Source organism: Erwinia sp. JUb26 (assembly GCF_003751505.1).
In the GTDB taxonomy this organism is placed as follows: Bacteria; Pseudomonadota; Gammaproteobacteria; order Enterobacterales; family Enterobacteriaceae; genus Erwinia.
This window is the reverse complement of record NZ_RJVB01000004.1, coordinates 257098-280559: the sequence shown is the minus strand read 5'-3', so window position 1 is coordinate 280559 and position 23462 is coordinate 257098. Positions and strand designations below refer to the sequence as shown.

General features: G+C 57.8%; 21 protein-coding genes and 1 riboswitch. Of the genes, 12 read left to right on the top strand and 9 right to left on the bottom strand.

Annotated features, from left to right (window positions below):
* Positions 1 to 80 precede the first annotated feature (80 nt).
* Together EC836_RS12810 and EC836_RS12805 are read left to right on the top strand one after the other, a co-directional pair.
* Positions 81 to 773 (top strand): amino acid ABC transporter permease, encoded by a 693-nt coding sequence (locus tag EC836_RS12810; RefSeq protein WP_199735169.1) that lies wholly within the window; start codon positions 81 to 83, stop codon positions 771 to 773.
* A gap of 13 nt (positions 774 to 786) precedes the next feature.
* A complete protein-coding gene (locus EC836_RS12805; RefSeq protein ID WP_123333635.1) occupies positions 787 to 1479 on the top strand; it encodes an amino acid ABC transporter permease in 693 nt (230 codons plus the stop codon).
* 139 nt (positions 1480 to 1618) lie between these two features.
* Here the strand turns inward: EC836_RS12805 and EC836_RS12800 are convergent, their stop codons facing one another.
* The gene (locus EC836_RS12800) at positions 1619 to 2221 is read right to left on the bottom strand and encodes a LysE family translocator (protein WP_123333633.1); all 603 of its coding nucleotides are present in this window, start codon (positions 2219 to 2221) and stop codon (positions 1619 to 1621) included.
* Positions 2222 to 2401: 180 nt separating this feature from the next.
* Here EC836_RS12800 and EC836_RS12795 point away from each other — a divergent pair, with 180 nt between their 5' ends.
* On the top strand, positions 2402 to 3274 hold the full coding sequence (locus EC836_RS12795; protein WP_123333630.1) for a DMT family transporter: 873 nt from the start codon (positions 2402 to 2404) through the stop codon (positions 3272 to 3274).
* A gap of 261 nt (positions 3275 to 3535) precedes the next feature.
* Here EC836_RS12795 and grxB read toward each other — a convergent pair whose 3' ends face one another.
* The 6 genes from grxB to EC836_RS12765 form a co-directional block, all read right to left on the bottom strand.
* Entirely contained in the window at positions 3536 to 4171 is a 636-nt protein-coding gene (gene grxB, locus EC836_RS12790) for a glutaredoxin 2 (protein ID WP_123333628.1), read from the bottom strand.
* 250 nt (positions 4172 to 4421) lie between these two features.
* Positions 4422 to 5114, bottom strand: a complete 693-nt coding sequence (locus tag EC836_RS12785; protein ID WP_123333626.1) for a DUF421 domain-containing protein — start codon at positions 5112 to 5114, stop codon at positions 4422 to 4424.
* An 84-nt stretch (positions 5115 to 5198) separates the two neighbouring features.
* Positions 5199 to 6110, bottom strand: a complete 912-nt coding sequence (locus tag EC836_RS12780; protein ID WP_123333624.1) for a nucleotidyl transferase AbiEii/AbiGii toxin family protein — start codon at positions 6108 to 6110, stop codon at positions 5199 to 5201.
* Positions 6111 to 6890, bottom strand: coding sequence for a type IV toxin-antitoxin system AbiEi family antitoxin domain-containing protein (locus EC836_RS12775; protein ID WP_123333622.1), 780 nt, complete (start codon positions 6888 to 6890; stop codon positions 6111 to 6113).
* 268 nt (positions 6891 to 7158) lie between these two features.
* Positions 7159 to 8571, bottom strand: coding sequence for a porin family protein (locus EC836_RS12770; RefSeq protein WP_158612789.1), 1413 nt, complete (start codon positions 8569 to 8571; stop codon positions 7159 to 7161).
* A 50-nt stretch (positions 8572 to 8621) separates the two neighbouring features.
* Entirely contained in the window at positions 8622 to 9374 is a 753-nt protein-coding gene (locus EC836_RS12765) for a Slam-dependent surface lipoprotein (protein WP_158612788.1), read from the bottom strand.
* 413 nt (positions 9375 to 9787) lie between these two features.
* Positions 9788 to 9912: riboswitch (TPP riboswitch) on the top strand.
* A gap of 99 nt (positions 9913 to 10011) precedes the next feature.
* On the opposite strand from EC836_RS12765, the gene EC836_RS12760 reads away from it, so the two are divergent.
* From EC836_RS12760 to EC836_RS12735, 6 genes are read left to right on the top strand one after another with little or no spacing between them, the layout of a single operon-like run.
* Positions 10012 to 11097, top strand: coding sequence for a long-chain fatty acid--CoA ligase (locus EC836_RS12760; protein WP_123333616.1), 1086 nt, complete (start codon positions 10012 to 10014; stop codon positions 11095 to 11097).
* The gene (locus tag EC836_RS12755) at positions 11094 to 12542 is read left to right on the top strand and encodes an acyl-CoA reductase (RefSeq protein WP_123333614.1); all 1449 of its coding nucleotides are present in this window, start codon (positions 11094 to 11096) and stop codon (positions 12540 to 12542) included. The genes EC836_RS12760 and EC836_RS12755 overlap by 4 nt, the downstream gene beginning before the upstream one ends.
* A complete protein-coding gene (locus EC836_RS12750; RefSeq protein WP_123333612.1) occupies positions 12532 to 13293 on the top strand; it encodes an ABC transporter ATP-binding protein in 762 nt (253 codons plus the stop codon). Before EC836_RS12755 ends, EC836_RS12750 begins: the two co-directional genes overlap by 11 nt.
* Positions 13290 to 14039 (top strand): ABC transporter permease, encoded by a 750-nt coding sequence (locus EC836_RS12745; protein WP_123333610.1) that lies wholly within the window; start codon positions 13290 to 13292, stop codon positions 14037 to 14039. The genes EC836_RS12750 and EC836_RS12745 overlap by 4 nt, the downstream gene beginning before the upstream one ends.
* Position 14040: 1 nt before the next feature.
* Entirely contained in the window at positions 14041 to 15045 is a 1005-nt protein-coding gene (locus tag EC836_RS12740) for an ABC transporter substrate-binding protein (RefSeq protein WP_123333608.1), read from the top strand.
* Entirely contained in the window at positions 15042 to 15809 is a 768-nt protein-coding gene (locus tag EC836_RS12735; RefSeq protein WP_123333606.1) for an SDR family oxidoreductase, read from the top strand. The genes EC836_RS12740 and EC836_RS12735 overlap by 4 nt, the downstream gene beginning before the upstream one ends.
* A 42-nt stretch (positions 15810 to 15851) precedes the next feature.
* On the opposite strand, the gene EC836_RS12730 is transcribed toward EC836_RS12735, so the two are convergent.
* Complete coding sequence (locus tag EC836_RS12730) at positions 15852 to 17882, bottom strand: choline transporter (RefSeq protein WP_123333604.1); 2031 nt, start codon at positions 17880 to 17882, stop codon at positions 15852 to 15854.
* A gap of 165 nt (positions 17883 to 18047) precedes the next feature.
* On the opposite strand from EC836_RS12730, the gene betI reads away from it, so the two are divergent.
* The 3 genes from betI to betA are packed head-to-tail and all read left to right on the top strand — an operon-like array spanning position 18048 to position 21828.
* Positions 18048 to 18638: a transcriptional regulator BetI gene (gene betI, locus EC836_RS12725; RefSeq protein WP_123333601.1), complete on the top strand. Its 591-nt coding sequence runs from the start codon at positions 18048 to 18050 to the stop codon at positions 18636 to 18638.
* Between the two features lie 18 nt (positions 18639 to 18656).
* Complete coding sequence (gene betB / locus EC836_RS12720) at positions 18657 to 20129, top strand: betaine-aldehyde dehydrogenase (RefSeq protein WP_123333599.1); 1473 nt, start codon at positions 18657 to 18659, stop codon at positions 20127 to 20129.
* Positions 20130 to 20151: 22 nt separating this feature from the next.
* Positions 20152 to 21828 (top strand): choline dehydrogenase, encoded by a 1677-nt coding sequence (gene betA, locus EC836_RS12715; protein WP_123333597.1) that lies wholly within the window; start codon positions 20152 to 20154, stop codon positions 21826 to 21828.
* Between the two features lie 81 nt (positions 21829 to 21909).
* Here betA and EC836_RS12710 read toward each other — a convergent pair whose 3' ends face one another.
* Positions 21910 to 23289, bottom strand: coding sequence for a diguanylate cyclase (locus tag EC836_RS12710; RefSeq protein WP_123333595.1), 1380 nt, complete (start codon positions 23287 to 23289; stop codon positions 21910 to 21912).
* Positions 23290 to 23462: the final 173 nt, after the last annotated feature.

Below are 23462 nucleotides of genomic sequence, written 5' to 3'. Positions count from 1 at the left end.
GCCGCTTTAACCCGAAGTCTTCAGCCGGGCACACCGGCTGAAACTGTATTCAGGAGTAGTGTAACGTGGATCTCGCTTCCATGATTCCCGAGCTGCTGTCGGCCCTGCCGCTGACGCTCGGGATTATGTTCGTCGCCATCATCGTCGGGTTTTTCCTCGCGCTGATCGCCACAACCCTCCGGGTTTACCGGATCCCCGTGGTCGGCCAGTTGGCCGACCTGTACGTATCCTATGCGCGCAGCGTGCCGGTGGTACTGCAGCTGTTCGTCGCCTTTTACGGACTGCCGCTGGTGACATCACTGCTGGGTCTGGGCGATGTGTTCTCGGCCAACGTGGCGGCGATGATCGGGCTGAGCCTGTATCACGGCGGTTATCTGTCTGAGGTGCTGCGCCCGGCCTGGCTGGCAGTTGAACGTGGACAGCACGACGCGGCAGACAGCCTCGGCTATTCGTTCCGGCAGAAAATGTTTCGCGTCATCGGCCCGCAGGCGGTGCATATCGCGCTGCCCGGCTACGGTAACGCAATCATCTACCTGATCCACAACGTGGCGCTGGTGATGTACATCGGAGCCGCCGACATTATGGCAACGGCGCACCTGATTATGGAACGCGACTATAACCAGTATCAGTTCGGCACCTATCTGGTACTGGCGGTGATCTACTCGCTGCTGTGCCTGGTGGCCTGGCTTATCGTGCGCTTCTTTGAACGCCGTCACGCGAAGTACAGCTCAAGAACGGCCGCTTCGAAGGTGAAGTTCACGACGAGTCTCTGACCGGGAGAGAGTGATGTTTGATATTGATGTATTACTGCCGGACTTCTGGAACATTCTGGATGCCGTGCCCGTTACGCTGGCAATGGCGGTGCTGATTTTTATCACCTCCACGCTGGTCGGTGGCCTGTTCGCGCTGGTGGAATACCGGCGCATCCCGGTGCTGCGTCAGATGGTGATTGCCTATAAGGTGGCATTCAAAGGGATGCCGATGGTGGTGGTGATATTCCTTGCCTACTACGGCCTGCCGCCTGCATTGCACTTTGTTGCCTCGGTGCTGGACGTGGAAGTGAACGCCCATTCCCTGCCGAACTGGGTCATCATCATCGTGGCGCTGACCGCCTGCGTGTCGGCGTTTCAGGCCGAGGTGGTTAAGGGCGCGCTGAACGCCTTCGACAGCGGCCAGTCCGACGCCGCGCATTCGCTGGGCTACAGCAACTGGCAGCTTTTCCGCCGTGTGATGTTCCCGCAGATTATCGTCTCGGCGATACCTGACCTGGCGAACTCGTTTATGGTGATTATGAAGGCGCTGTCGCTGGCCTTTGCGATTGAGGTGGTGGATATCTTCGCCCAGGCACAGCTGACCGCCGCGCTGAACTTCTACTATCTGGAAGCCTTCGCGATTGCGGTGCTGTTCTATATGGTGATTGCATGGGTGGTGACCAAGGTTGCCGACAAGATAGAGGCGGCGCTGCGGGTCAGGACGTAACGGGTTAGTCGTTCCGCTTAGAAAACACCGCTGGCGTTGTGCTGGCGGTGTTTTTATTTCGACACAGTAAATTCACGACCTCTGGCGGATGCACCTCAGCAGTAGTACCGTCTGCAACGGTAGCCATAGCTGAAATCGCTCAGTGAAAAGCCGCCAGAATTGAAAAGATAATTAACAGCGCACCACCGGCAATATTCACAGTTTTTTTAATCTTCACCGGATCGGCTTTGCTGGCGGAGAAAATCAGTAAATAGCTGACAACAATCAGCCATGCCACCATCACCACGATATGCACCGACGCCAGAACCAGATAATCGGTGATATCACCCTGTCGCCCGGCAAACTGCGACACCACGGTCAGATAAAACACGATGGCCTTGGGGTTGAGTACGTTCGCCAGCCAGGCACTCTTTAGCGTGATGGCCCCTTCACCGCCGCTGAAATCCTTCGCGTCCGCTTTTAAACCGCTGCGGATCAGCTGTACCCCGAGCCACAGCAGATACAGTGTCCCGGCCACTTTCAGCACGCCGAACATCGCGGGGGAAGCCACCAGAACGGCCGTCACCCCCAGCCCGATCAGTAGCGCGTGGGTATAAATCCCCAGCGCGGTGCCCACCAGCGTGCGAACCAGGCCGCTGCGGCCACCGGCGAGGGCGCTGTTCATCGCCAGCGTAAAGCTGGCTCCAGGCGAAAGCGCAACGGGGAGCAGAGCGGGGAGAAAGCCCGTCAGGTTAACATCCATCACCAGATCCTGTTTCTATCAGATTTTAGTGAATTAATATTTTCGCTCGATATATAAAGCGGAAGAAAAATTCCATACAATTTACCGGTATCATGACTCATCCTGGCAGAGAACGAGCGAAAGCCAGCATCGCCGCACCAGCAAAGCATACATCATTTTTCAACGACTTAAGGACTGAACATGTCGTCACGGCAGGGCAACGCAGATATCTTTTTGGTATGTACCACGCTGATTGCCGCATTCGGCTGGATCTGTTCCAGAGAGGCGGTGTCCGGTATGCCCACCATGGCATTTCTTGGTTTGCGTTTCCTTCTGGCCGGCCTGCTGCTGCTTTGCTTTTGCAAACGCAGCGAATTAAGACAGGCTCTGCACCACCGTCGGTCGGTACTGATCAGCGGGCTGCTGCTGGCCTGCTGTATGCTGCTGTGGATATACGGCGTCGCCACCACCCGATCGCTGGGGGAGGGGGCATTTATTATGAGCCTGTCGATGCTGTTTGTTCCGATTGTCGCCTGGGTGATTTTACAGGCTCGTCCGTCGGCGTCATTCTGGATTTCGCTGCCGGTCGGGATGGTTGGCCTGGGCCTGCTGACTCTGAAAAAGAACATTGTATTTGAGCCAAGCCAGTTCTTTTTCCTCGGCTCGGCCATCCTGCAGGCCATCTACTTTTGCTATAACACCAAATACGCCAGCTTTGTTTCCGTGCGTCCGCTGGCGTCCTTCCAGCTGATCTGTACCGGCGTTATTGCTTCCGTACTCTCCCTGCTGCTGGAAACCTGGCCGCCGCAGGTTGCGCTGTCCACATGGGGATGGCTGGCCGCCAGCGTGCTGATCGCCACCAGCCTGCGCTTCTGGCTACAGCTGAAAGGGCAGAGTATGACCAGCGCCGCCAACGCCGCGCTGATTATGCTGCTGGAACCGCTGCTGACCGTGGTCGCCGCCGCACTGTGGTTTACCGAGATGATGAGCCTGCAGCAGATGCTGGGATGTGCGCTGATCCTGCTGTCGCTTTTATATTATCGGGTGAGGGCGGGAAAGCAGGTAAGCAGGTAAGCAGGTAAGATTTAAAGACAACGCAAATATCTTCGAGTGGGCTGGGGGCTGCTTCACCAGGACAATCCGCAGCGCAGAACGAAATAAGGAAGCCCGGATTCGCCCTCAGGGAAGAGGGCGAAAGGCACCGCCGGGCCAGGGATGGACCGTCTGTGCCGGTTCGTCAGGCTGACGAATGCAGTGATGGGACCGCGTAGCGGCGCGAGGACCCGTCCAGGTGGAGCAACCCCCAGCCCGCGTGCTCCGGGACGAAAGCGTGAATCAGAGCGCCTTCTCAATAAACAACGGTACCTTGCTCAGCGCAGAAACCTTCTGCAAATAGGCTAAACAGGCCGGGCTGAACGGAAAATCTTTCACGATGCTCAGGCTGTTCAGCACGGGGAAAAGAATAAACTCGCTGGTTGAAACCTTACTGAAGTTTTGCAGATAAGGTTCAATCTCGGTCAGCTTTTCCACCGTCTCAGCAATAAACGCCTCGCTCTGCGCCTGCAGCTCTTCCAGATTACCGAACGCATTAATTTCGCGTTGGGTATAGGCGGCGCGGGCTTCCGGCGTTGCCAGCTCAGCAAAATCAGCGCGGGTAAAGCGCGGGATCGCCAGCTTATAAATCGCGCCTGATGCCTGCTTGCTCCACTCAACAATGGCTTCATCCGCTGGCTCTGCCGCCACGCGATCGCCCTGCAGACCATCGACGTAGTGAACGATATCCATGCTCTCCGGCATGTAAGTTCCGTCATCTTTCTCAAGGATCGGCACCACTTTTTTACCCACCATCCGGGTTGGTGTTTCCACATCACCTTCCATGATCACCGACAGCTCAACGGGCTGATTTTTAAAACCAAAAATCATGCGCGCACGGTTACAGAAAGGGCAGTGCTGATAGATATGTAGCTTCATCGTGTTTCCCATAGTTGATTCAGAAAAATGTCTGCGGCCTGGTAATTTAGTATCACCATCGCACTGAGCTAAGTTATACGAGGTTCTGGTGAGTAATCACAACAGACTATCGCAAAAAACGCTGATTTTGAGATAGTTGAAAGATTTCAGTCTGTCTCTACTTTTTTGATTCTGTTCCTGATTGCCACAAGGCACGCACGTTCGAGTTCACGTGTATCGATAACGTTAGCAACTGAACTCTCATTAACTGCTACTGCGCGCGTCGGGTCGCCAGTGCCGCCGACCAAAGCGTATTTTTGCAGCGGGGGCAGGGTGGGCTTTCACCGCCGGTAATTTGCCCTGTTTGTCCGCAGCGGGTGCAGGCATATAACCCCGTATTGGGCACCCGGGTAAACGCGGGTCGATGCTCCGGCGGCAGCACGCTGAGGCCGGGTCGCACGTCCTGAGCATCGAAATAATACAGGCTCAACTGCCCGTCCAGTTCAATCAGCGCCAGCCGCACCTGTCCCAGGTGCTCAACCCCGCTCTGGCGCAGCTCCATAAAGAATTCATCTTCGGAAATGTTCAGCCCGTCCAGGCTTTTCAGTTCGTAGAGGCCGTTAACGATCAGCGTAATGACTTCGCCCTCGATCAGCTTCGACAGCTTTTCACTGTGGGCAATGCCCCAGGTGGTCAGGCGATAAAGCAGCAGCAGAACCAGGAAAACCACCAGCACCGGCAGCACCGGCACGTCGTCATAAAAAGTGACATCACCCGACGCTGAACCCAGGGTTAAGATCACCACCAGCTCGAACAGGGAAAGCTGCTTGATGCCCCTCCGCCCGGACACCTTGAGAAATACAAACACCACCACATAGGCAATCAGCACCCTCAGGCTGACCTCAATCAGGAAAGAAAGCGGTTTATCATCAAGAAAGAATCGATGCCAGTCGAAAGCGTCCATTTACGGTCGTCACCTTGCTGTGCCGGAGAAGAGGGAGTGACATAAGCATAGTTGAGGACTTTGCAATCCCGCAGAAAGTGACGGTCAAGCTAATAATTTACGAAGCCGCTCCAATGCTACAGCGTGTTTGTCCGCAGACATCTTGCCAAGATTTTGTAGCTTCCAGCGAACGGCGGGAAGCTGGTCTACACCTTGCAGCCCCAACAGCGTCCAGTCTGGCGACCTGCTTTTGAATGACAGCAAAAACTGACGTTCAGAATCGGTGAGTGAGGAATTAACCAGGGAGATTAATGCTGACCTGCAGTTTTCCAAATCGCTAAGAGGGACATCTATCTCCGCCATATGACTAAATTCACCTTCATATATAGCGGTAATATCCTTTAACTGGGGTTGCAGCAGCTCTGAGATTGGACGAGGATGGCTGATGATATACACCAGCAAAGCCTTACGTAGCTCATCGGAAAGACCTTCATTTTCGAGTAACCACTTAACGTCAAAAAGATCCCTGGGATGTTGGCGATCGAGGGCGGCACAAATTTTACCGGCAAATAAATCAGCAAATGCCACAACCTGCATTTCTGCAAATCCAAACTCATCTTCAACAGTTTCACTTACTACCATGATCTGACTTTCATAAACCGTTCCGCGTAACACAGGTGAAAGCTCAATCTTAACGATTACGCCCTCCCGGTCGATGGTCAGCCGCAATGCATCATTTTTATCCTCATAAGACTTCGCCACCCGACAGCCAGAGATAATTTCCGTCGCTTCATTTGCGATTTCATCCAGTGCCGACTTGATCGCCTTTAGCGAGTCATCCCTTTCCATCACGGGCAAAAAGACCAAATCTATATCAACAGATAAACGCGGCAGGTCCCGAACAAAAAGATTGATTGCCGTGCCGCCTTTTAAGGAGAAGCAACTGTGCTGCGCAATGACAGGTACCAACCTTAGCAGCAGTTGAACCTGACGATAGTAGATATTCTCTCTGTCCATTTAAAACGACATCTCCCTGGGTACGGTAATATTCCATGCTTTGTCTAGACGTCCACCCGATGCAAGTTCACGCTTGCCGCTGCCAAAGTCATAGTTCTCCGGCTTCAGATGTTTAAGCCAGGGATGATTATGCCGCTCGGCCAGCCACATGAATAACCGTTTTGACTTAATACTCGTGCTGGCCTGCAAAATAAGGTCAAGACGTCGGGGGGAAAGGGTAGACAATCCTTCCATCAGCCGATCGGCGTGTTCGAAGCTGATGGATTTAGGGACATCGGAAAGTAGCTCAATAATGGCTTTTTCCGGCACTGAATAGATAACGGGTGGAAGTGTTTCACGCCAGGCGTCCTGACGAAAAAATTTTGCTTCATCAGTCTTAAGCGGCTGCCATAGCTGACGTGTCCCATGCCATTTAAAGCGAGTATTCCCGTCAAGTTTTCCCAACCATGCCGGTGGTGGAGCATCCGAATAGAGATGCACCAGGCTGAGTTTTCCCCTTGCCTGATAATGGGCCAGCCCTTCAAGGTTTAGCGCTGACAGCCCTCCAACCGCGATGGGATCCTCAGACATACGCTGGAGGGAGGCAATTATGCCTTTCCAGGTTAACGTGGATTCATATCGTGCATAGACGCCGGGTACCAGGACTTTCAGCAGACGGCCTTTTACCGCATTATCAATAAAATGCAGGCTGAGCCCCTCCTGGCGCAACCATGTTTTTGTGGCGATCAGTTCATGAGGAACCAGCGTAGTTAGCCTTTTCCTGCTTTCAAGATCGAGCATAGCGCCTCGGGTTTACAAAAAATGAAATATACGGCAATTATCGCCGCGTTTGGTGCGTTTGTAAAACCAGAAGAGATAGTGAGTTTATAAAAAAACAAATACACGGCAATTATCGCCGCGTATTTATCGTCATGTAAACCTTAACGACCCTCACCATCAGGCCTGTGGTGGACGTATTCCACGACCGAGCCATCAGGATAAACGCCATTGCGTCACCGAGTGATCCACATTAGCCGGAAGCCGGATAACCCGGACGGCGGTCCGGTTATCAGAAGTTTTTATCCAGCGAAATACTGATATTGCGCTGATGGTAGTCGTAAAAATCGATGTTGCTGTTGACCCGTTTATAGGTGAAATTCAGCTTTGGCATCACACCAAACAGGTCGAGATCGCGGTGCCAGACGGCCAGGCTGTAATACTGCTCGTTGTCCCTGCGCCGGATGGAAAAGATATCGCTGTCTGCCTCGTACTGACGGCGGGAAAACGCGCCCATCGCGGAGAATGAGAGTTTCCAGGGCAAATCAACCTGGGCGCCGGTGCGCAGCCCGATGCGGCGGTTATTTTCGCTCTGCGTCAGCGTTTGCTGGTCCAGCAAATCCACCCCGCCAAACAGGGAAACCCGCGAATTCAGCGCATGGGAAAGCGTGGTGGAGGAGAGCCGGTTATGGCCGCGCAGGAACGCATAGTCGCCGTTGTCATAGCCGAGTTTCTGGTACTCCAGCGCCTGGCTTATCTGCCAGCGGGGAGAGAGAAGATAGCTGTATTCGGCGCGCACGCCGGGACCGGAGGAGTAGCTTTCGGTACCGTACCAGCGCTGTTCATAGAACGGTAAAACGGCGAACTGCTGACGGAAATCGCGCCACTGATAGCCGGCATACACGCGCCCGGTAACGTCGTCAAAACGGTGGTTGTTCCAGTAGCTTTTGCCATACACCGTGCCGAGGAAGCGCAGGCCGTGCTGGTTGTACAGCTGCACATCTTTTTGCAGCGCGCCGCTGAACTGCACCCCCTCACCGCGCTGCGGGAGGCTGTCTTTATCGCGGATAAACAGGCGATCGCCGATGCGCACCGTGTCACCCGATGAGGCATTATTCACGTTGCTGTCGTTAAGGTAGCTGACGCTGAAACTTCCCGTTAGCGGGCTGCCCTGGTGAATACGATCCAGATATTGCGCGATAATGTGCTGAATATTCTCGGGCGGGTCACTTTTCAGCACCCGGCGGAACTGATATTCCGCGGCGTCGGTCTGGCGGTTTTCATACATCGCCCGCGCCAGCTCCAGGCGCACCGCATCAAAATCGGGGTGGGCGCTGAGTATCGCGCGGTAGTGTTTTATCGCCCGATCGTAATGCCCCTCGCTGCGGGCCAGACCGGCGCGGGCGAAGTGAATCAGTATCTCGTCCGGCTGCGGGGAAGCGGCGTAAACCGGTAAAATCGCACGAACAACAGGCCACTGGCCTTCACTGACGGCACGGTCCAGCATCGCTTTGGCCAACTCAGGCTGCGCCGCAAGATCGCTGTTGTTGATGCGTTGCGTAGGGCGACCGTCACCGGTAGCGGCCGTTTTCTCAAGGCGGTCTAAATGACTGGCCGCGGGGAGATAATTAATTTCAGGTGGCGCAGCAAAAAGCGCGCTGACCGGGCATAAAAATCCCAGTACAGCTAAGGCCCGGACTTTCATAGAGATTACCATCGCAGGAATACCGGCCAGGCGGGCTGGCCGGAAAGGGATTATTTTTTCGTCGCACCAAACGAGGTGTTTTTAGTGGCATCGCTGAACTGCGCAACGCCACCCAGCTCTTCGGCTGCCGGGCCGTTGAAGTGGCCGATAAAGGTGCCGTTCTGGCCGCCGGACTGTGCGTCGCCGCTAAAGCCGCCGTTGCTGATTTTGCCCTGCATGGCGACCGCGCTGCCGTAATCGCCGCCGCCGGCGATACTGCCGTTAATTGTTTTCGCACCAAAATCAACGTTGAAGGTGGCGTCGCTGCGGGTGCTTTCGCGCATGCCGCTGCCGGCATAGGTTGCCGTTCCCTGCGTCGGTACGTTGGCCGCCAGCGTGGCATCGCCGGTGTAGAACACGTCATGCGTGCCCTTTTCAAAATGCGTCCAGGTGCCGTAGGTGGTATAGCTCATCGTGCCGCAGCACCAGGACGTGGCGGAAACCTGGGTGCCGTCGGTGCGGGTCAGCATCTGGGTGAATACGCCAGTCACGACGAGACCCGGTTGGCGCATGGTGTATTCACTGCCGTCCGGCGTAGTGTAGGTGTAACCGGAAATTGTCCCGCCGGTGGCGTAGCTGGCTGCCGGTGAAGTGGGCAGCGTTGGGGTGGTGCCGCCGCTATTCTCGCCGCCGCTGCCGTTATCGGTTTCGCCCGGCGAGGTGGTGACCGGCGGTGCGCTGTCGTCGCCACCGCCACCGCCGCCTCCACCGCAGGCGGTGAGAGCAATAACGGAAAGTAACAAGGTCGTTTTAAAGTTGAACATTAATGAAAGCCCTTTGTTTGTAATAATCCATGTCTTTTTACGTCTTTTTGTATACATAAAGTTACACGGAAAAATTGGTCCTCCCCTATAAATAATCCTTACCTGACAGCATTATGAGAATTATCCGAACCCAGGTGCGTAATTAATTAAACAGGGAAGCGATAACTCAAGAAAAAGTGAATGAGTTGATGAGGTTGAAGACAGAATCAAGGCAGGAATAATCTTATTCTCTGTTTAATAAAATAAACACTTCTGCCTGGAAAGACATATTATCCATCACCCTCCGGAATTAATTACCCGTTCCGTTTCACCCGCCAGCCGCGAAGAAACGGATCCTCCAGCCTCTTAAACCCGACAGTTTGTGACGAATTGTAATCATCTTGACACCCGGTCCACGCGCGCCCTAGACTGCGCCTTGTTCCAAGGGGTGCCCTGTCAGGGGGCTGAGATTCCACCGGTTTGATACGTTCAGACAGCGTGGTGACCCTCCGAACCTGATCCGGCTAATACCGGCGTAGGGATGCGGGACAATGGGTGCCCACACGCCCTTTTTCCATCTTTGTGCTTTGCAGCGGACAGATCTCGCTCTCCATGCTTTACCGGGGAGCCGTTGCACAATACCTGGATGGAAACGGACATGACCGAAGCGGCAATCATTTCAGCCTTACTGACCTTTCTGCAGCGCGACGATACCACCGACGCCGACTTCAACCGGCTGGCGCTGGATATCTTCAGCTATCAGTTTGAACACAATCTTTCCTATCGTCGCTTCGCCATCCAGCGAGGGCGCACCCCGCTGACGGTAAAAAGCTGGCAGAAAATCCCCGCCGTGCCGATCACCGCCTTCAAGGATCTGACGCTCAGCTGTCGCCCGGTGGAAGAAATCTCCACGGTGTTTATGACCAGCGGCACCACCGGCAGCGTTCGGGGCCGCAGCTACCATCCCACGCTGGACGTATGGAAGCAGTCAATGCGTCTGAACTTCCGCCACCGCTTTATGGCCGGAACGGAACGCATCCGCATGGGGATCCTGTTTCCGGATAACCGCACGCTGCCCAACTCTTCGCTGGCGCACTATCTGACCCTGGCGGTGGCGGAATTTGGTACCGCGGACAGCGAGGTGCTGGTCAGCGCCGACAGCGGGCTGGAACTGACGCGCCTGTTTGCCGCACTGGAAAATGCCGAAAGCAGCGGCGAACCCTATGCGCTGCTGGGGGCCAGCTACAGCTTTGTCCACCTGCTGGATGAGATCCAGCGCCAGCAGCGCCGCTTCCGCCTGCCCGCAGGCAGCCGAATTCTTGATACCGGCGGGTTTAAAGGCCAGTCGCGGGAAATTCAGCCGGACGAATTCTATGATGCGCTGGCGGAAGCGCTTGGCGTACCGCGCAGCCACTGCATCAATATGTACGGCATGACCGAACTGAGCAGCCAGTTCTACGACGACGGTAACGCCGTCTGCCCGCCGGTGAAATCCGGCCCGCACTGGATCCGATCCCGCGTGGTCAATCCGCTGACCGGAGAGGATGTCCCCGAGGGGGAGGTTGGCGTGCTGGTGCATCACGATCTAGCGCACTTTAACTGTGCCGCCGCCATCCTGACCGAAGATGCGGGCGTGAGAGTTGCGGGCGGTTTCCGGCTGCTGGGCCGGGTGGCCGGAGCGGATGCCCGCGGCTGTTCGCTGGCGATGGAAGATTTTCTCCGCGCGGCGCAGGTGACGCCGTGAGGGAGGTCGCCGGTTATCTGCCGGGCCTGGACCCCAGCGAGGTGCAGTGGCGCAGCCTGCACTTCCGCCGCGATGGCGAAAGCCTGGATGTCTGCGTACCGGAGCTGACCGAAGCGCAGATTGAGGCGCTGTCCACGCACATCCGCCGCCATGCCCGCGACTACCTCAGCACGCTCAGCGTCGCGCAGATCGTAACCATCATCGACCGGGCGGTGGCGAAGCTGCTGGACCGCAGCCATCCGCTGCGTATCCGCGCCGAACGGCTGCTGCCGCTGGTCACCGGCTATGACGCTGAGACGATCCGCCTCGGGCTGACCGGCTACCTGAAAACCTTTCGCCAGCCGCAGCTGAAGCGGTTTCTGGCCGAGGATTTCGCCGATCCGCAAATGCTCGACGATTTCCAGCCACGGCCAAAAGGCGGCTTTGCCCGCGCGTACGGCCCGTCGCTGCTGCTGCATATCTGGGCAGGAAATGTTCCGGGCCTGCCGCTGTGGAGCCTGATCGGCGGCCTGCTGGTCAAGGCCGGAACCCTCGGCAAGCTGCCGGGCAGCGAGCCGCTGATGGCGGGCTGGTTCGCGCAGCTGCTGGCGGAAGTCGACCCGAAACTCGGCGACTGCCTGGCGGTGGTCTGGTGGAAGGGCGGCGAAATGGCCACCGAAAACGCCTGGCTGCGGCAGGCGGATACCGTACTTGCCTACGGCAGCAACCCGACCCTGGCGGCCATCCGGCAGCGGCTGCCGGTCACCACGCGATTTTTGCCTCACGGTCATAAAATCAGCTTCGGGCTGGTTTCACGCTCGGCGCTGGACAGCCGTAAAGGCCCGGATCTGGCTCGCCGCGCGGCTTTTGACGTGATGCGCTACGACCAGGCAGGCTGTTATTCCCCGCAGATGCTGTTCGTGGAGCGCGGCGGCACGCTCTCGCCCGAAGAATTTGCTGCCCGCGTCGCCCACGCGCTGTCCGCGCTGGAGCGCAAATACCCGCGTGGCGCGCTGACACTGGCTGAACAGAACGCCGTTGCCACCTGGCGCAGCGCGGAAGAAATGCGCGCGCTGAGCGGTGACCGCACGCTGTTTGGCGATCCGGCCGCCGGCTGGGCGGTGGTGTATGCCCACCAGGCTGAACCGCTGTCGCCTTCGGCGCTCGCCCGCACGGTGAAAATCGTGCCGGTTGACTCGCTGGACGAGGTGACTGGCCTGATCACCCCGCAGCGCCGCTTTTTGCAGACCGCCGGCGTGGCGGCTTCGCCGGAGGAGCTGTTCACCCTCGCAGGCAGGCTGGGGCAGGTCGGTGTGACCCGCATCGCCGCGCTGGGTGCCATGACCTTGCCGGAAGCGGGCTGGCATCACGATGGCCGTTTCAGTCTGCTCGATCTGGTTACCGTCACCGAGATCGACGGGGCCGCCGAGGCCGCCAGCGAGGAGTACGCCGCCTATGCCGACTGATGCTGACGCTGCGGCGTTTGTCGCGATTGACGAGGTGCGTTTTTCCCACGGCAGGGCGCAGCCGGTGGTGGATCGGGTCAGCTGGCACATCCCACGCGGGGCCTTTCACTGCCTGGTTGGCCGTAGCGGCTGCGGCAAAACAACGCTGCTGAAACTGACGGCCGGACTGCTTTCGCCGGACGAAGGCCACATCCGGGTGAACGGGCGGGCGCTGCACGGCCCGGATCCGTCCACCGGCTTTGTTTTTCAGTCACCGACGCTGCTGGCGTGGCTGAGCGTGCTGGACAACGTGCTGCTGCCGCTGGCCCTTAAACGTCAGCAGAAGCAGGGCGTTGAGAAAGCCGTGGAACTGCTGAACCTGCTGGGTATTGGCCACCTGGCGGAGCGCTTCCCGCACCAGCTGTCCGGTGGGCAGCAAAGCCGGGTTGCCATCGCCCGCGCACTGATCGGCGACCCGCACCTGCTGTTGCTGGATGAGCCGTTTGCCGCGCTGGACGCCCTGACCCGCGAACAGCTGCAGGACGACCTGCTGGTGCTCTGCAACAGGCAGCAGATCGCCGCGCTATTTGTCACCCACGATATTGCCGAAGCGGTGTATATGGCGCACCGCGTTGCCGTGATGGACGAGGGGCGGGTGAACTTCGTGCTGGATATCGACCTGCCGAGGCCGCGCACTGGCGATATTCGCTACGGTCAGCCCTTTAACGCTTTGTGCAGGCAGCTGCGGTACGCCATGGACAGTCTGCGATGAGGGCCAGGCTCTGCGCGATCCTGCTGCTGCTGATCCTGCTGGCGGGCTGGGAACTGGCCTGCCGCATGGGTGGGGTCTCCCCGCTGGTGGTCCCCGCCCCCGGCCAGGTTTACCAGACCCTGTGGCAGGAACTCGCCAGCGGACGGCTGTGGCCGCATATTTTTACCACCGCGCTGGAGATGTCCTTCGGCCTGGCGCTGGGCTGCGCCATCGGCCTGCCGGTTGGAATCGTGCTGGCTGAGGTTGGCTTTCTGCGGCGGCTGCTGCACCCGTATATCGTCGCCAGCCAGGTGATCCCCAAACTGGCGCTCGGCCCGCTGTTTATTATTTGGTTCGGTTTCGGTATGACCTCAACGGTGGTAATCACCGCCCTGATCTGCTTCTTCCCGCTGATGGAAAACACCGTGGTTGGCCTGACGCGGGTCGATCCCGCCCGCCTTGAACTGTTCCGCATGCTCGGGGCAACGCGCCTGCAAACGCTCTGGCGGCTGAAGCTGCCCACCGCGCTGCCGGTGATTCTCGCCGGTCTGCGGATGGCGGTAGTGCTGGCGCTGGTCGGGGCCGTCGTCGGTGAGTTTATCGGCGGTCGCGCCGGGCTGGGGGCATCGATCATCGCCGCACAGGGGGTGATGGATTCGGCGCTGATGTTTGCCCTGCTGGTCGTTATCACCGTGCTCGGAATGCTTTTTTATCACGCCGCGCTGACGCTGGAACGCGTTCTGCTGCGCCATCACAGGAATCATTAAAATGTCCCGACCGTTCTGCCGTCTTAGCTCGTCGTTCTCCCTCGTTTTTGGCCTGCTGTTCGGCAGCCTGCCCGCGCTGGCGCACGGCGAAGAAACCGTCACCGTGGCGGGCTGGAGCCAGCCGATTAGCGAAATCACCAACCTGCTGGCCGAACCGGATAAAGGGTTCTTTAAAAAGCAGGGCATCGCGCTGGATTACGTGCCCGGCACCGGCGGTGCTTCGGCCATCCAGACCATGCTGACCGGTAGGGCGGACGTTGCCTTCACCGATCCGGCCTCCTTCTATCACGCTCTGGATAAAGGGGAGAAGCTGATCGCGATTTACAATATCTATCCGCAGAACGTGTTCAACGTGGTGGCACCAAAAGCGTCCGGCATCACCAGGCCTGCCGATCTGAAGGGCAAGCGGATTGGCGTTTACAGCCTGTCCAGCGGTACGCGGCAGAACCTGCAGGTGCTGCTGAACCAGGCGGGCATGGGCGAAGCCGACGTGAAGCTGGAAGTCACCGGGCTGCTGAACTTCGCGCCGCTGATCCAGGGACAGGTGGATGCCACCGCCGCCACCGATACCGGCCTGCTGACGGGCCGCCTCAAGGGGCTGCCGGAGGTCAATGTGATCGAGGTGAAAGACTACCTCAACGTGCCCAGCGATATCTTTGTGGTCACCGAGCAGACCTGGCGGACGAAAAAACCGCTGCTGACGCGCTTTCTGAGTGCGTATCGCGACAGCGCCGCGTGGATGATTGCTGAACCGCAGGAAGCGGCAAAAATTGCCGTGACCCGGGCGATTAACGGACGGGATGAGGCGATCAACCTCGAAGTGATTAAGCTGCGTAATCTCTCCAGCGTTTCCGCCACCACGCAAAAAGCGGGGCTGGGGCATTTCGATATGGCACTGATGCAGCAGGGCGCGGATGCCTTTACCCGCCTTGGAATCATTTCACGCTCGCTGGATATGAGTGAGGTGGTGAAATCCGACCTGATCCCGAACGGAGCCGCCCAGTGAAATTTGCCAATCGTACAATCCTGGTCAGCGGTGCCAGCCGGGGAATCGGCGCGGCGATCGCCAAAGCCTTTGCCGCCGAAGGGGCGCTGGTGGTAGTGAACTACCTGCGTAATGCCGCCGCCGCCGGGGAGGTGGTGGCAGAATGCCGGGCGCTGGGCGGGGAAGCGCTGGCCGTCCAGGCCGATGTCACCTCGGCGGAACAGGTGGCCGCGCTGATGGATCGCATCGCCACGTCTTGCGGCCGCCTGGATGCGGTGGTCAATAACGCCTTTGCGCCTTACGTTTTCGATACCGATAACCGCCCGCGCTTCTGGGAAACGCCGTGGTCCGCCTGGCAGACGCAGTTTGACGGCGCGGTCGGCGCGGCGTATCAGGTCTGCCAGGCCGCGCTGCCGCTGATGCGGTCCCGCACGCGCGGCAGCATCGTCAATCTGGTCAGCGATCTGGTTGCCCGCCCGTCCGTTCCCTATCACGACTACATTACCGCCAAGGCGGCGCTGATCGGCTTCAGCCGCACGCTGGCGGCCGAGCTGGGTCCGCTGGGTATTCGCGTCAACTGCGTGGCGCCCGGGCTGGTTTACCCAACGGATGCCAGCCGCACAACGCGGCAGGATGTCCGCGCAGCGCTGGAGGCACAAACCCCGCTCAGGCGGGTGGCAGGCGTGGAGGATATCACCGGGCCGGTGCTGTTCCTGGCGTCGGACTGGAGCGAATTTGTTACCGGACAAACGCTGAATGTGGATGGCGGGCTGGTAATGAACTGAGGGGGGAAAGCACGCGGCAGAACGCCGCGTGCGGGACTGCATTTACATATCCGGGAAGGTCAGGTTGTTACCCGGCGCTTCGCGGTTAAGGTGGATAAAGTTCAGGTGACGCTCGTACTGATCGAGAATATCGATAATCACCTGCTCCTTGCTGTAGTCCATCAGGTCGTTGCCCTGGCTGCCCTCCAGCAGGAAGGTTTCCAGACGGAAGTAGCTGGATTTGCCGCTGCGGGCGCGATAGGTAAAGCCCGGCACCGAGTATTTCTGCGGCCACACCTGATAGACGAAGTCCTGCTCGTCACCAAGGTGTACGCGAAGCTCGAGATGGCCGAGATCTTCCCCTTCCTGCGCCGGCAGGCTTTCCAGCATCACTTTGCCACCGCGCAGCTCAAGCTCCTTCGCCACGTCCTGCATCGCCGGATAAACCACGCCCTGCATCATCTGCTCGGTATAGCGCGAGCCGGGATAGTTCATCAGGCGCGACAGGCGTTTCTTCCAGGTCAGGCGGTCATGCGCGCTAGCCAGATACGGTGCCGTATCACGGTTGGCGCTTACCCGGCGGTAGTCTTCTACCTTCAGGGATTTATACAGACCGGCCATCACAAAGAAGATCACAAAGCTGAACGGCAGCCCCATAATCACCGTGGCATTTTGCAGCGCGGAAATACCGTTCGTCATCAGCATACCCAGGGTTAACAAACCGATGGTGACCGACCAGAAAATACGGATCCAGTTCGGCGCGTCGCTGTTGATGTCCTTCAGTTTGCAGGTAAAGTTCCCCAGCACCAGCGATCCGGAATCCGCCGAGGTGACGTAGAACAGCATGCCGGTGATCGTTGCCACCGAGGCGCTGAATTTAAACGCCGGGTACTGAGCCAGCAGGCTGTAGAAGCCGCGCTCGGCGTGGTTCATCACTTCCTGACCGAAGCCCGCATCGCCGTGAATAATCTCGTACAGCGCGGCGTTACCAAACACCGACAGCCACAGCAGGGTAAAGGTGAACGGAATAATCAGCGTGCCGAGCACGAACTCACGAATGGTACGGCCGCGTGAAATACGCGCGAGAAACAGGCCAACAAACGGTGACCAGGCTACCCACCACGCCCAGAAAAACAGCGTCCAGCTGTTCATCCATTCGACCGGGCGATCGAAGGCGAAGGTATTCAGCGTCATGCCGGTAAAGCGGTTGATGTAGTCCCCGACGTTCAGCACCAGCGCGTTCAGCAGGAATTCGGTGTTACCGAAGAACAGCACGAACAGGATCAGGAACAGCGCCAGCGCCACGTTCAGCTCGGATAAAATGCGGATGCCCTTATCCACGCCGGAGGTGACGGAAATCGTGGCAATAATCACCGACAGCACGATTAACGCAGTCTGCGCCCCCAGCCCTTCCGGGATATCAAACAGCACCTTCAGCCCGTAGTTCAGCTGAACCACGCCAATTCCGAGCGTGGTGGCGATACCGAAGATGGTGCCGATAACTGCGGCGATATCCACGGTGTGGCCGATGGGGCCGTTGATACGTTTACCAAAGATCGGGTAGAGCGCAGAGCGAATGGTCAGCGGCAGATTGTAGCGGTAGCTGAAGTAACCCAGCGCAATGCCCATCAGGGCGTACATCGACCAGCCGGTCAGGCCATAATGGAACAGCGTCCAGACCATCGCCTGACGGGCCGCTTCGATCGTCTGCCCCTGGCCTTCCGGCGGCTGCAGATACTGCGTCACCGGCTCGGCCACGGAGAAGAACATCAGATCGATACCGATACCTGCGGCAAACAGCATCGCCGCCCAGCTCAGAATGCTGAACTCCGGCTTCGACTGTTCGGGACCCAGTTTGATCGCCCCGTAGCGCGAACAGGCCATATAAATCACAAACACCACGTACAGCGTGGCGGCCAGCATGTAATACCAGCCAAACGTGGCGGAAACCCAGTTAACGGCGCGCAGTATCCAGCTCGCCATGAGGTCGCTGTAGAGAATCGTCATCAGGGAAAACAACAAAATCAGCCCGGCGGACGTGTAAAACACCACGGGATTGATTTTGTCCTTTTCACTGGCAGGTGGATTATTCATCAATTACCTCTGGTTTTGACTCAACAAAAGAATTAACAACAATTACTTGCGGTTCGTAACGAATCGCCTGCAACACATACATACTAGCAACAAAACATTTTATATTGAACGTTCAATCAATAAAAAGTTACACTAGGGTCTCGTTTTACTCGTGGAGTTGAGGATATGCCAAAGGTAGGGATGCAGCCAATCAGGCGGAGACAGCTGATAGATGCCACGCTGAATACCATCAATGAAGTCGGCATTAACGATGCCACCATTGTGCAGATTGCAAAGCGGGCTGGCGTGTCTACCGGCATCATCAGCCACTACTTCAAAGACAAGAACGGTCTGCTGGAAGCGACCATGCGTGATGTGACCCGCCAGCTGCGCGACGCGGTAGCGGCGCGGCTGGATAAGCTGGTCGATGCCGGGGCAGAAGCCCGCTTGTGCGCCATCGTTGAAGGGAACTTTGATAAAACGCAGGTCCACAGCGCCGCCATGAAGGCCTGGCTGGATTTCTGGTCCAGCAGCATGCATCAGCCTTCATTACACCGCCTGGAGCGGGTCAGCAGCGGCAGGCTGTTCAGCATGTTAGTGGTGGAATTTCGCAGGGAACTGCCGCGAGAAGCGGCGCGCATTGCCGGGCACGGACTGGCCTCGTTGATTGATGGCCTCTGGCTACGTGCCGCGCTAAGCGGCAAACCGTTTGACGAAGAGCTGGCGCTGACGCTGACCAGCCGCTTTATTCGTCAACAGCTTGCACGAACCGAATAACCTGAGAAAGGAGATACCATGTCACGATTCCCGGAGCAGAAACTCTATATTGATGGCGGCTACGTCGCAGCAGAAAGCGGTGAGCGTTTCGACACCATCAACCCCGCTAACGGTGAAGTGCTGGCCCAGGTGCATGCCGCCGGTGCCGCCGACGTCGATCGCGCCGTGAACGCAGCGCGTAAAGGCCAGAAAATCTGGGCCGCGATGACCGCCATGGAACGCTCACGCATTTTACGCCGTGCGGTCGACATCCTGCGCGAGCGCAACGACGCGCTGGCGGAGCTGGAAACTCTCGACACCGGTAAACCGCTGAGCGAAACCGCCAGCGTCGATATCGTTACCGGTGCGGACGTGCTGGAGTATTACGCCGGTCTGGCCCCGTCGCTGGAAGGCCAGCAGATCCCGCTGCGTGAAACCTCATTCGTTTACACCCGCCGCGAACCGCTGGGTGTGGTCGCCGGCATCGGCGCGTGGAACTACCCGATCCAGATCGCCCTGTGGAAATCCGCCCCGGCGCTGGCCGCCGGTAACGCGATGATCTTCAAACCAAGCGAAGTCACCCCCCTCACTGCGCTGAAGCTGGCCGAAATCTACACCGAGGCGGGCGTGCCGGACGGCGTGTTTAACGTCCTGCCGGGCATCGGTGCGGTCACCGGACAGCTGCTGACCGAGCATCCGGGCATCGATAAAGTCTCCTTTACCGGTGGCGTGGTGAGCGGCAAGAAAGTGATGGCCAACGCCGCAGGCTCGACCCTGAAAGAGGTGACGATGGAGCTGGGCGGGAAATCGCCGCTGATTATCTTCGACGACGCCGATCTGGATCTGGCGGCGGATATCGCCATGATGGCCAACTTCTACAGTTCAGGCCAGGTCTGCACCAACGGCACCCGCGTGTTTATTCCTTCGGCCCTCAAGAGCGCGTTTGAAGCCAAAATCCGCTTCCGCGTTTCCCGCATTCGCGCCGGTGACCTCAACGATCCGCAAACCAACTTCGGCCCGCTGGTCAGCTTCGCCCATCGCGACAACGTGATGCGCTTTATCGACAGCGGCAAGGCAGAAGGCGCACGCGTGCTGTGCGGCGGCGAGCGCTTAACCGGCGAAGGCTTCGACGACGGCGCGTGGGTGGCACCCACCGTATTTACCGACTGCCGTGACGAGATGACCATCGTCCGTGAAGAAATTTTCGGGCCGGTAATGTCGATCCTCAGCTACGACGACGAAGAGGAAGTGATTCGCCGCGCCAACGGCACCGAGTTCGGCCTGGCCGCCGGTGTGGTCACCCGCGACCTGAACCGTGCGCACCGCGTGATCCACCAGCTTGAGGCCGGTATCTGCTGGATCAACACCTGGGGCGAGTCCGCCGCCGAAATGCCGGTAGGCGGCTACAAGCACTCGGGCATCGGCCGTGAAAACGGCGTGATGACCCTGCAAAACTACACGCAGGTGAAGTCAGTACAGATTGAGATGGCCACCTTCCAGTCGGTGTTTTAATCCCAGCTTAAAGGAGCAACTCATGGAATTTGATTACATTATTATCGGTGCAGGTTCGGCAGGCAACGTGCTGGCCACCCGCCTGACCGAAGACGCAAACACGAACGTGCTGCTGCTGGAAGCGGGCGGCCCGGACTATCGCTTTGATTTTCGCACGCAGATGCCGGCGGCGCTGGCCTTCCCGCTACAGGGAAAACGCTATAACTGGGCGTATGAAACCGACCCTGAGCCGCACATGAACAACCGCCGTATGGAGTGCGGGCGCGGTAAAGGCCTGGGCGGTTCCTCGCTGATTAACGGCATGTGCTACATTCGCGGCAACGCGATGGATCTCGACGGCTGGGCGCAGCAGCCCGGCCTGGAGAACTGGAGCTACCTCGACTGCCTGCCGTACTACCGCAAGCTGGAAAACCGCGACACCGGGGCCAACGACTGGCACGGCGGCGACGGCCCGGTGAGCATCACCACGCCGAAGGCGGGCAACAACCCGCTGTTCGCGGCGATGGTGGAAGCGGGCGTGCAGGCCGGTTATCCGCGCACCGAAGATCTGAACGGCTATCAGCAGGAAGGCTTCAGTCCGATGGATCGCTTCGTGACGCCGAAAGGCCGCCGCTCCAGCACCGCACGCGGCTATCTGGACCAGGCGAAACCACGCCCGAACCTGAAAATCATCACCCACGCGCTGACCAACCGCATCGTGTTTGAAGGCAAGCGCGCCGTGGGCGTGGAATATCTGGTGGGTGACGGCGATACGCTGCATCGCGCCAGCGCCCGTAAAGAGGTGCTGCTTTCCGCCGGGGCGATTGCCTCGCCGCAGATCCTGCAGCGCTCCGGCGTCGGCCCGGCCGAACTGTTAAAGCAGTTTGATATTCCAGTGGTGCACGACCTGCCCGGCGTGGGCGAGAACCTGCAGGACCACTTGGAAATGTACCTGCAGTACGAGTGCAAAGAGCCGGTTTCGCTTTACCCGGCGCTTAAATGGTGGAACCAGCCGAAAATCGGCGCGGAGTGGCTGTTTAACGGCACCGGCATCGGCGCCAGCAACCAGTTTGAAGCCGGTGGCTTTATCCGCAGCGACGCCGCGTTTGCCTGGCCGAACATTCAGTATCACTTCCTGCCGGTGGCGATTAACTACAACGGCTCCAACGCGGTCGAAGCCCACGGCTTCCAGTGCCACGTCGGCTCGATGCGTTCCAAAAGCCGCGGCCGCGTGCAGCTGAAATCCCGCGATCCGCGCCAGCATCCGAGCATTCTGTTTAACTACATGGCCGATGAAGAGGACTGGATTGAATTCCGCGCGGCGATCCGCATCACCCGCGAGATTATCAATCAGCCCGCGCTGGATGCCTTCCGTGGTAAAGAGATCAGCCCCGGTGACGCGTACCAGACCGACGCAGAGCTGGATGAGTTTGTGCGCAACCACGGCGAAACGGCGTATCACCCGTGCGGCACCTGTAAAATGGGCAACGACGAGATGGCGGTGGTCGACGGAGAAGGGCGCGTGCACGGCCTGGACGGCCTGCGCGTGGTGGATGCTTCGATTATGCCGCTGATTATCACCGGTAACCTGAATGCCACCACCATTATGATCGGTGAAAAAATTGCCGACGCCGTTCGCGGCCGCACGCCGCTGCCGCGCAGCACCGCCGATTATTATGTGGCGGGCGATGCGCCGGTACGCGGCAAGCCTTTGCGTTAATTCTCTTCCGCTCAGACCCCGGGTGGCGTGGAGCAGGGACGCTTCGCCACGGAGTTAATTCGCTGAGCGATAGTTTCGAATTTAAAAACGCTCGATGCGGTTCCTGCCGTTGCCCTTCGCGGTGTACAGCGCGGCATCGGCGTTTTTCAGCAGCAGGTTGTAGTCCGGATGGCCGTTATGGATCGCGTAGCCAATACTGACGGTAATCTGGATGGTTTCCCCCGGCAGCACTTCAAAAGGCGTACTGGTGATCGTTCTTCTAATCCGCTCCAGCGAGGTGCGGGCGTCGAACTCACCGGCCTCCACCAGAATCAGCAAAAACTCTTCCCCGCCGTAGCGGAACAGATAATCACTTGAGCGGATATTATCGCCCAGCAGTCCGGCAATATGCATCAGCGCGCGATCGCCAACGGGATGGCCCCATTTGTCATTAATCTTCTTGAAATAGTCGGCGTCAATAATCGCCACGCTCAGCGGCAGCTTATTTTCAATCGCCAGACTCACCTCATGTTTTAATATCGTCGGCAGATAGCGTTTATTCAGCAGATTAGTCAGCGCATCTTTGCCGTCTTTCATATTCGCGGCGTCGCTGAATAACATTTCCAGATTCATATGTATCTGCTGGCAGTTGGAATGGATCACGCGCAGCAGTTCCTGCGTTTGTTTCACCTCCAGCTCCACACTGGTATCAACGGCCAGAATTTCCCGGTCGATGACCTCAATAAACTGGCGAATTTCGCTAACCTTACGATCTTCACCGAAATTCTTCACGCATTTATGGCGGAACCAGAGGCCAAACCCGGAACTGGACAGGCTGATTAACGACTCAGTCTTCCTGGCGCCGCTGATCAGATCGTACATCACGCCGTTTTCCCAGCTCGATAACGCCGCCTGTTGCTTGCCCTGTTCGAGGTCCGAATTGTTCATCAGCACGTGCAGGCGATAGGACTCTTCGTTCTGCGTGGCGCGGTGATGAGACATCGCATAAGCATGGCTCATTAATTCTATCGCCATATCAATGGCCATTGAGGAGTAATGCTTCACTTCAAAAATCACCGCACGATCGGCGTCATGCGCTTTTAAATACTGGTAGATGCCGTACTTAATCTGGCGGGAGCCGCGCTGGACAAACTGAATGGGGATGCCGATCCGCGCATGCACGCCGCCGATGTGATACTGCTGCCTGGCCAGCGGTTCCAGCTCGTCGGTCTTCACGCAGAGCACGGCCTTTAACCATTTGATCAGTGAACGGCTCAGCTGCACCTGCACCAGTTCATAGGAGAGGTGTGAGGCGGTATCGGGATCTTTCAGCATGCTGTCATAGAATTGGCTGGTCAGCGCTTCTGACTCAGCTTCGGCTATTTGAGATAACAACGCGACGGTGTCTTCGCGCAGGCTTGCTCTCAGGGGAATCCATTCATTAAGAATGACTGATATGTACCGATCTATCTCGTGCTGCATAACTCTACACCAGTGGAAATACAGATGATTTTAAATGCAAATCTACCATGATTTCAGCAAAAGGCGCCAATAAAAATCATTTATTTCATGGGTGTGGAATTTTTTATGATAACGCCGAATTCAGATAAATAATGCTAATTTCTTTACTAAAAAATGATAATTGAATTACCTTT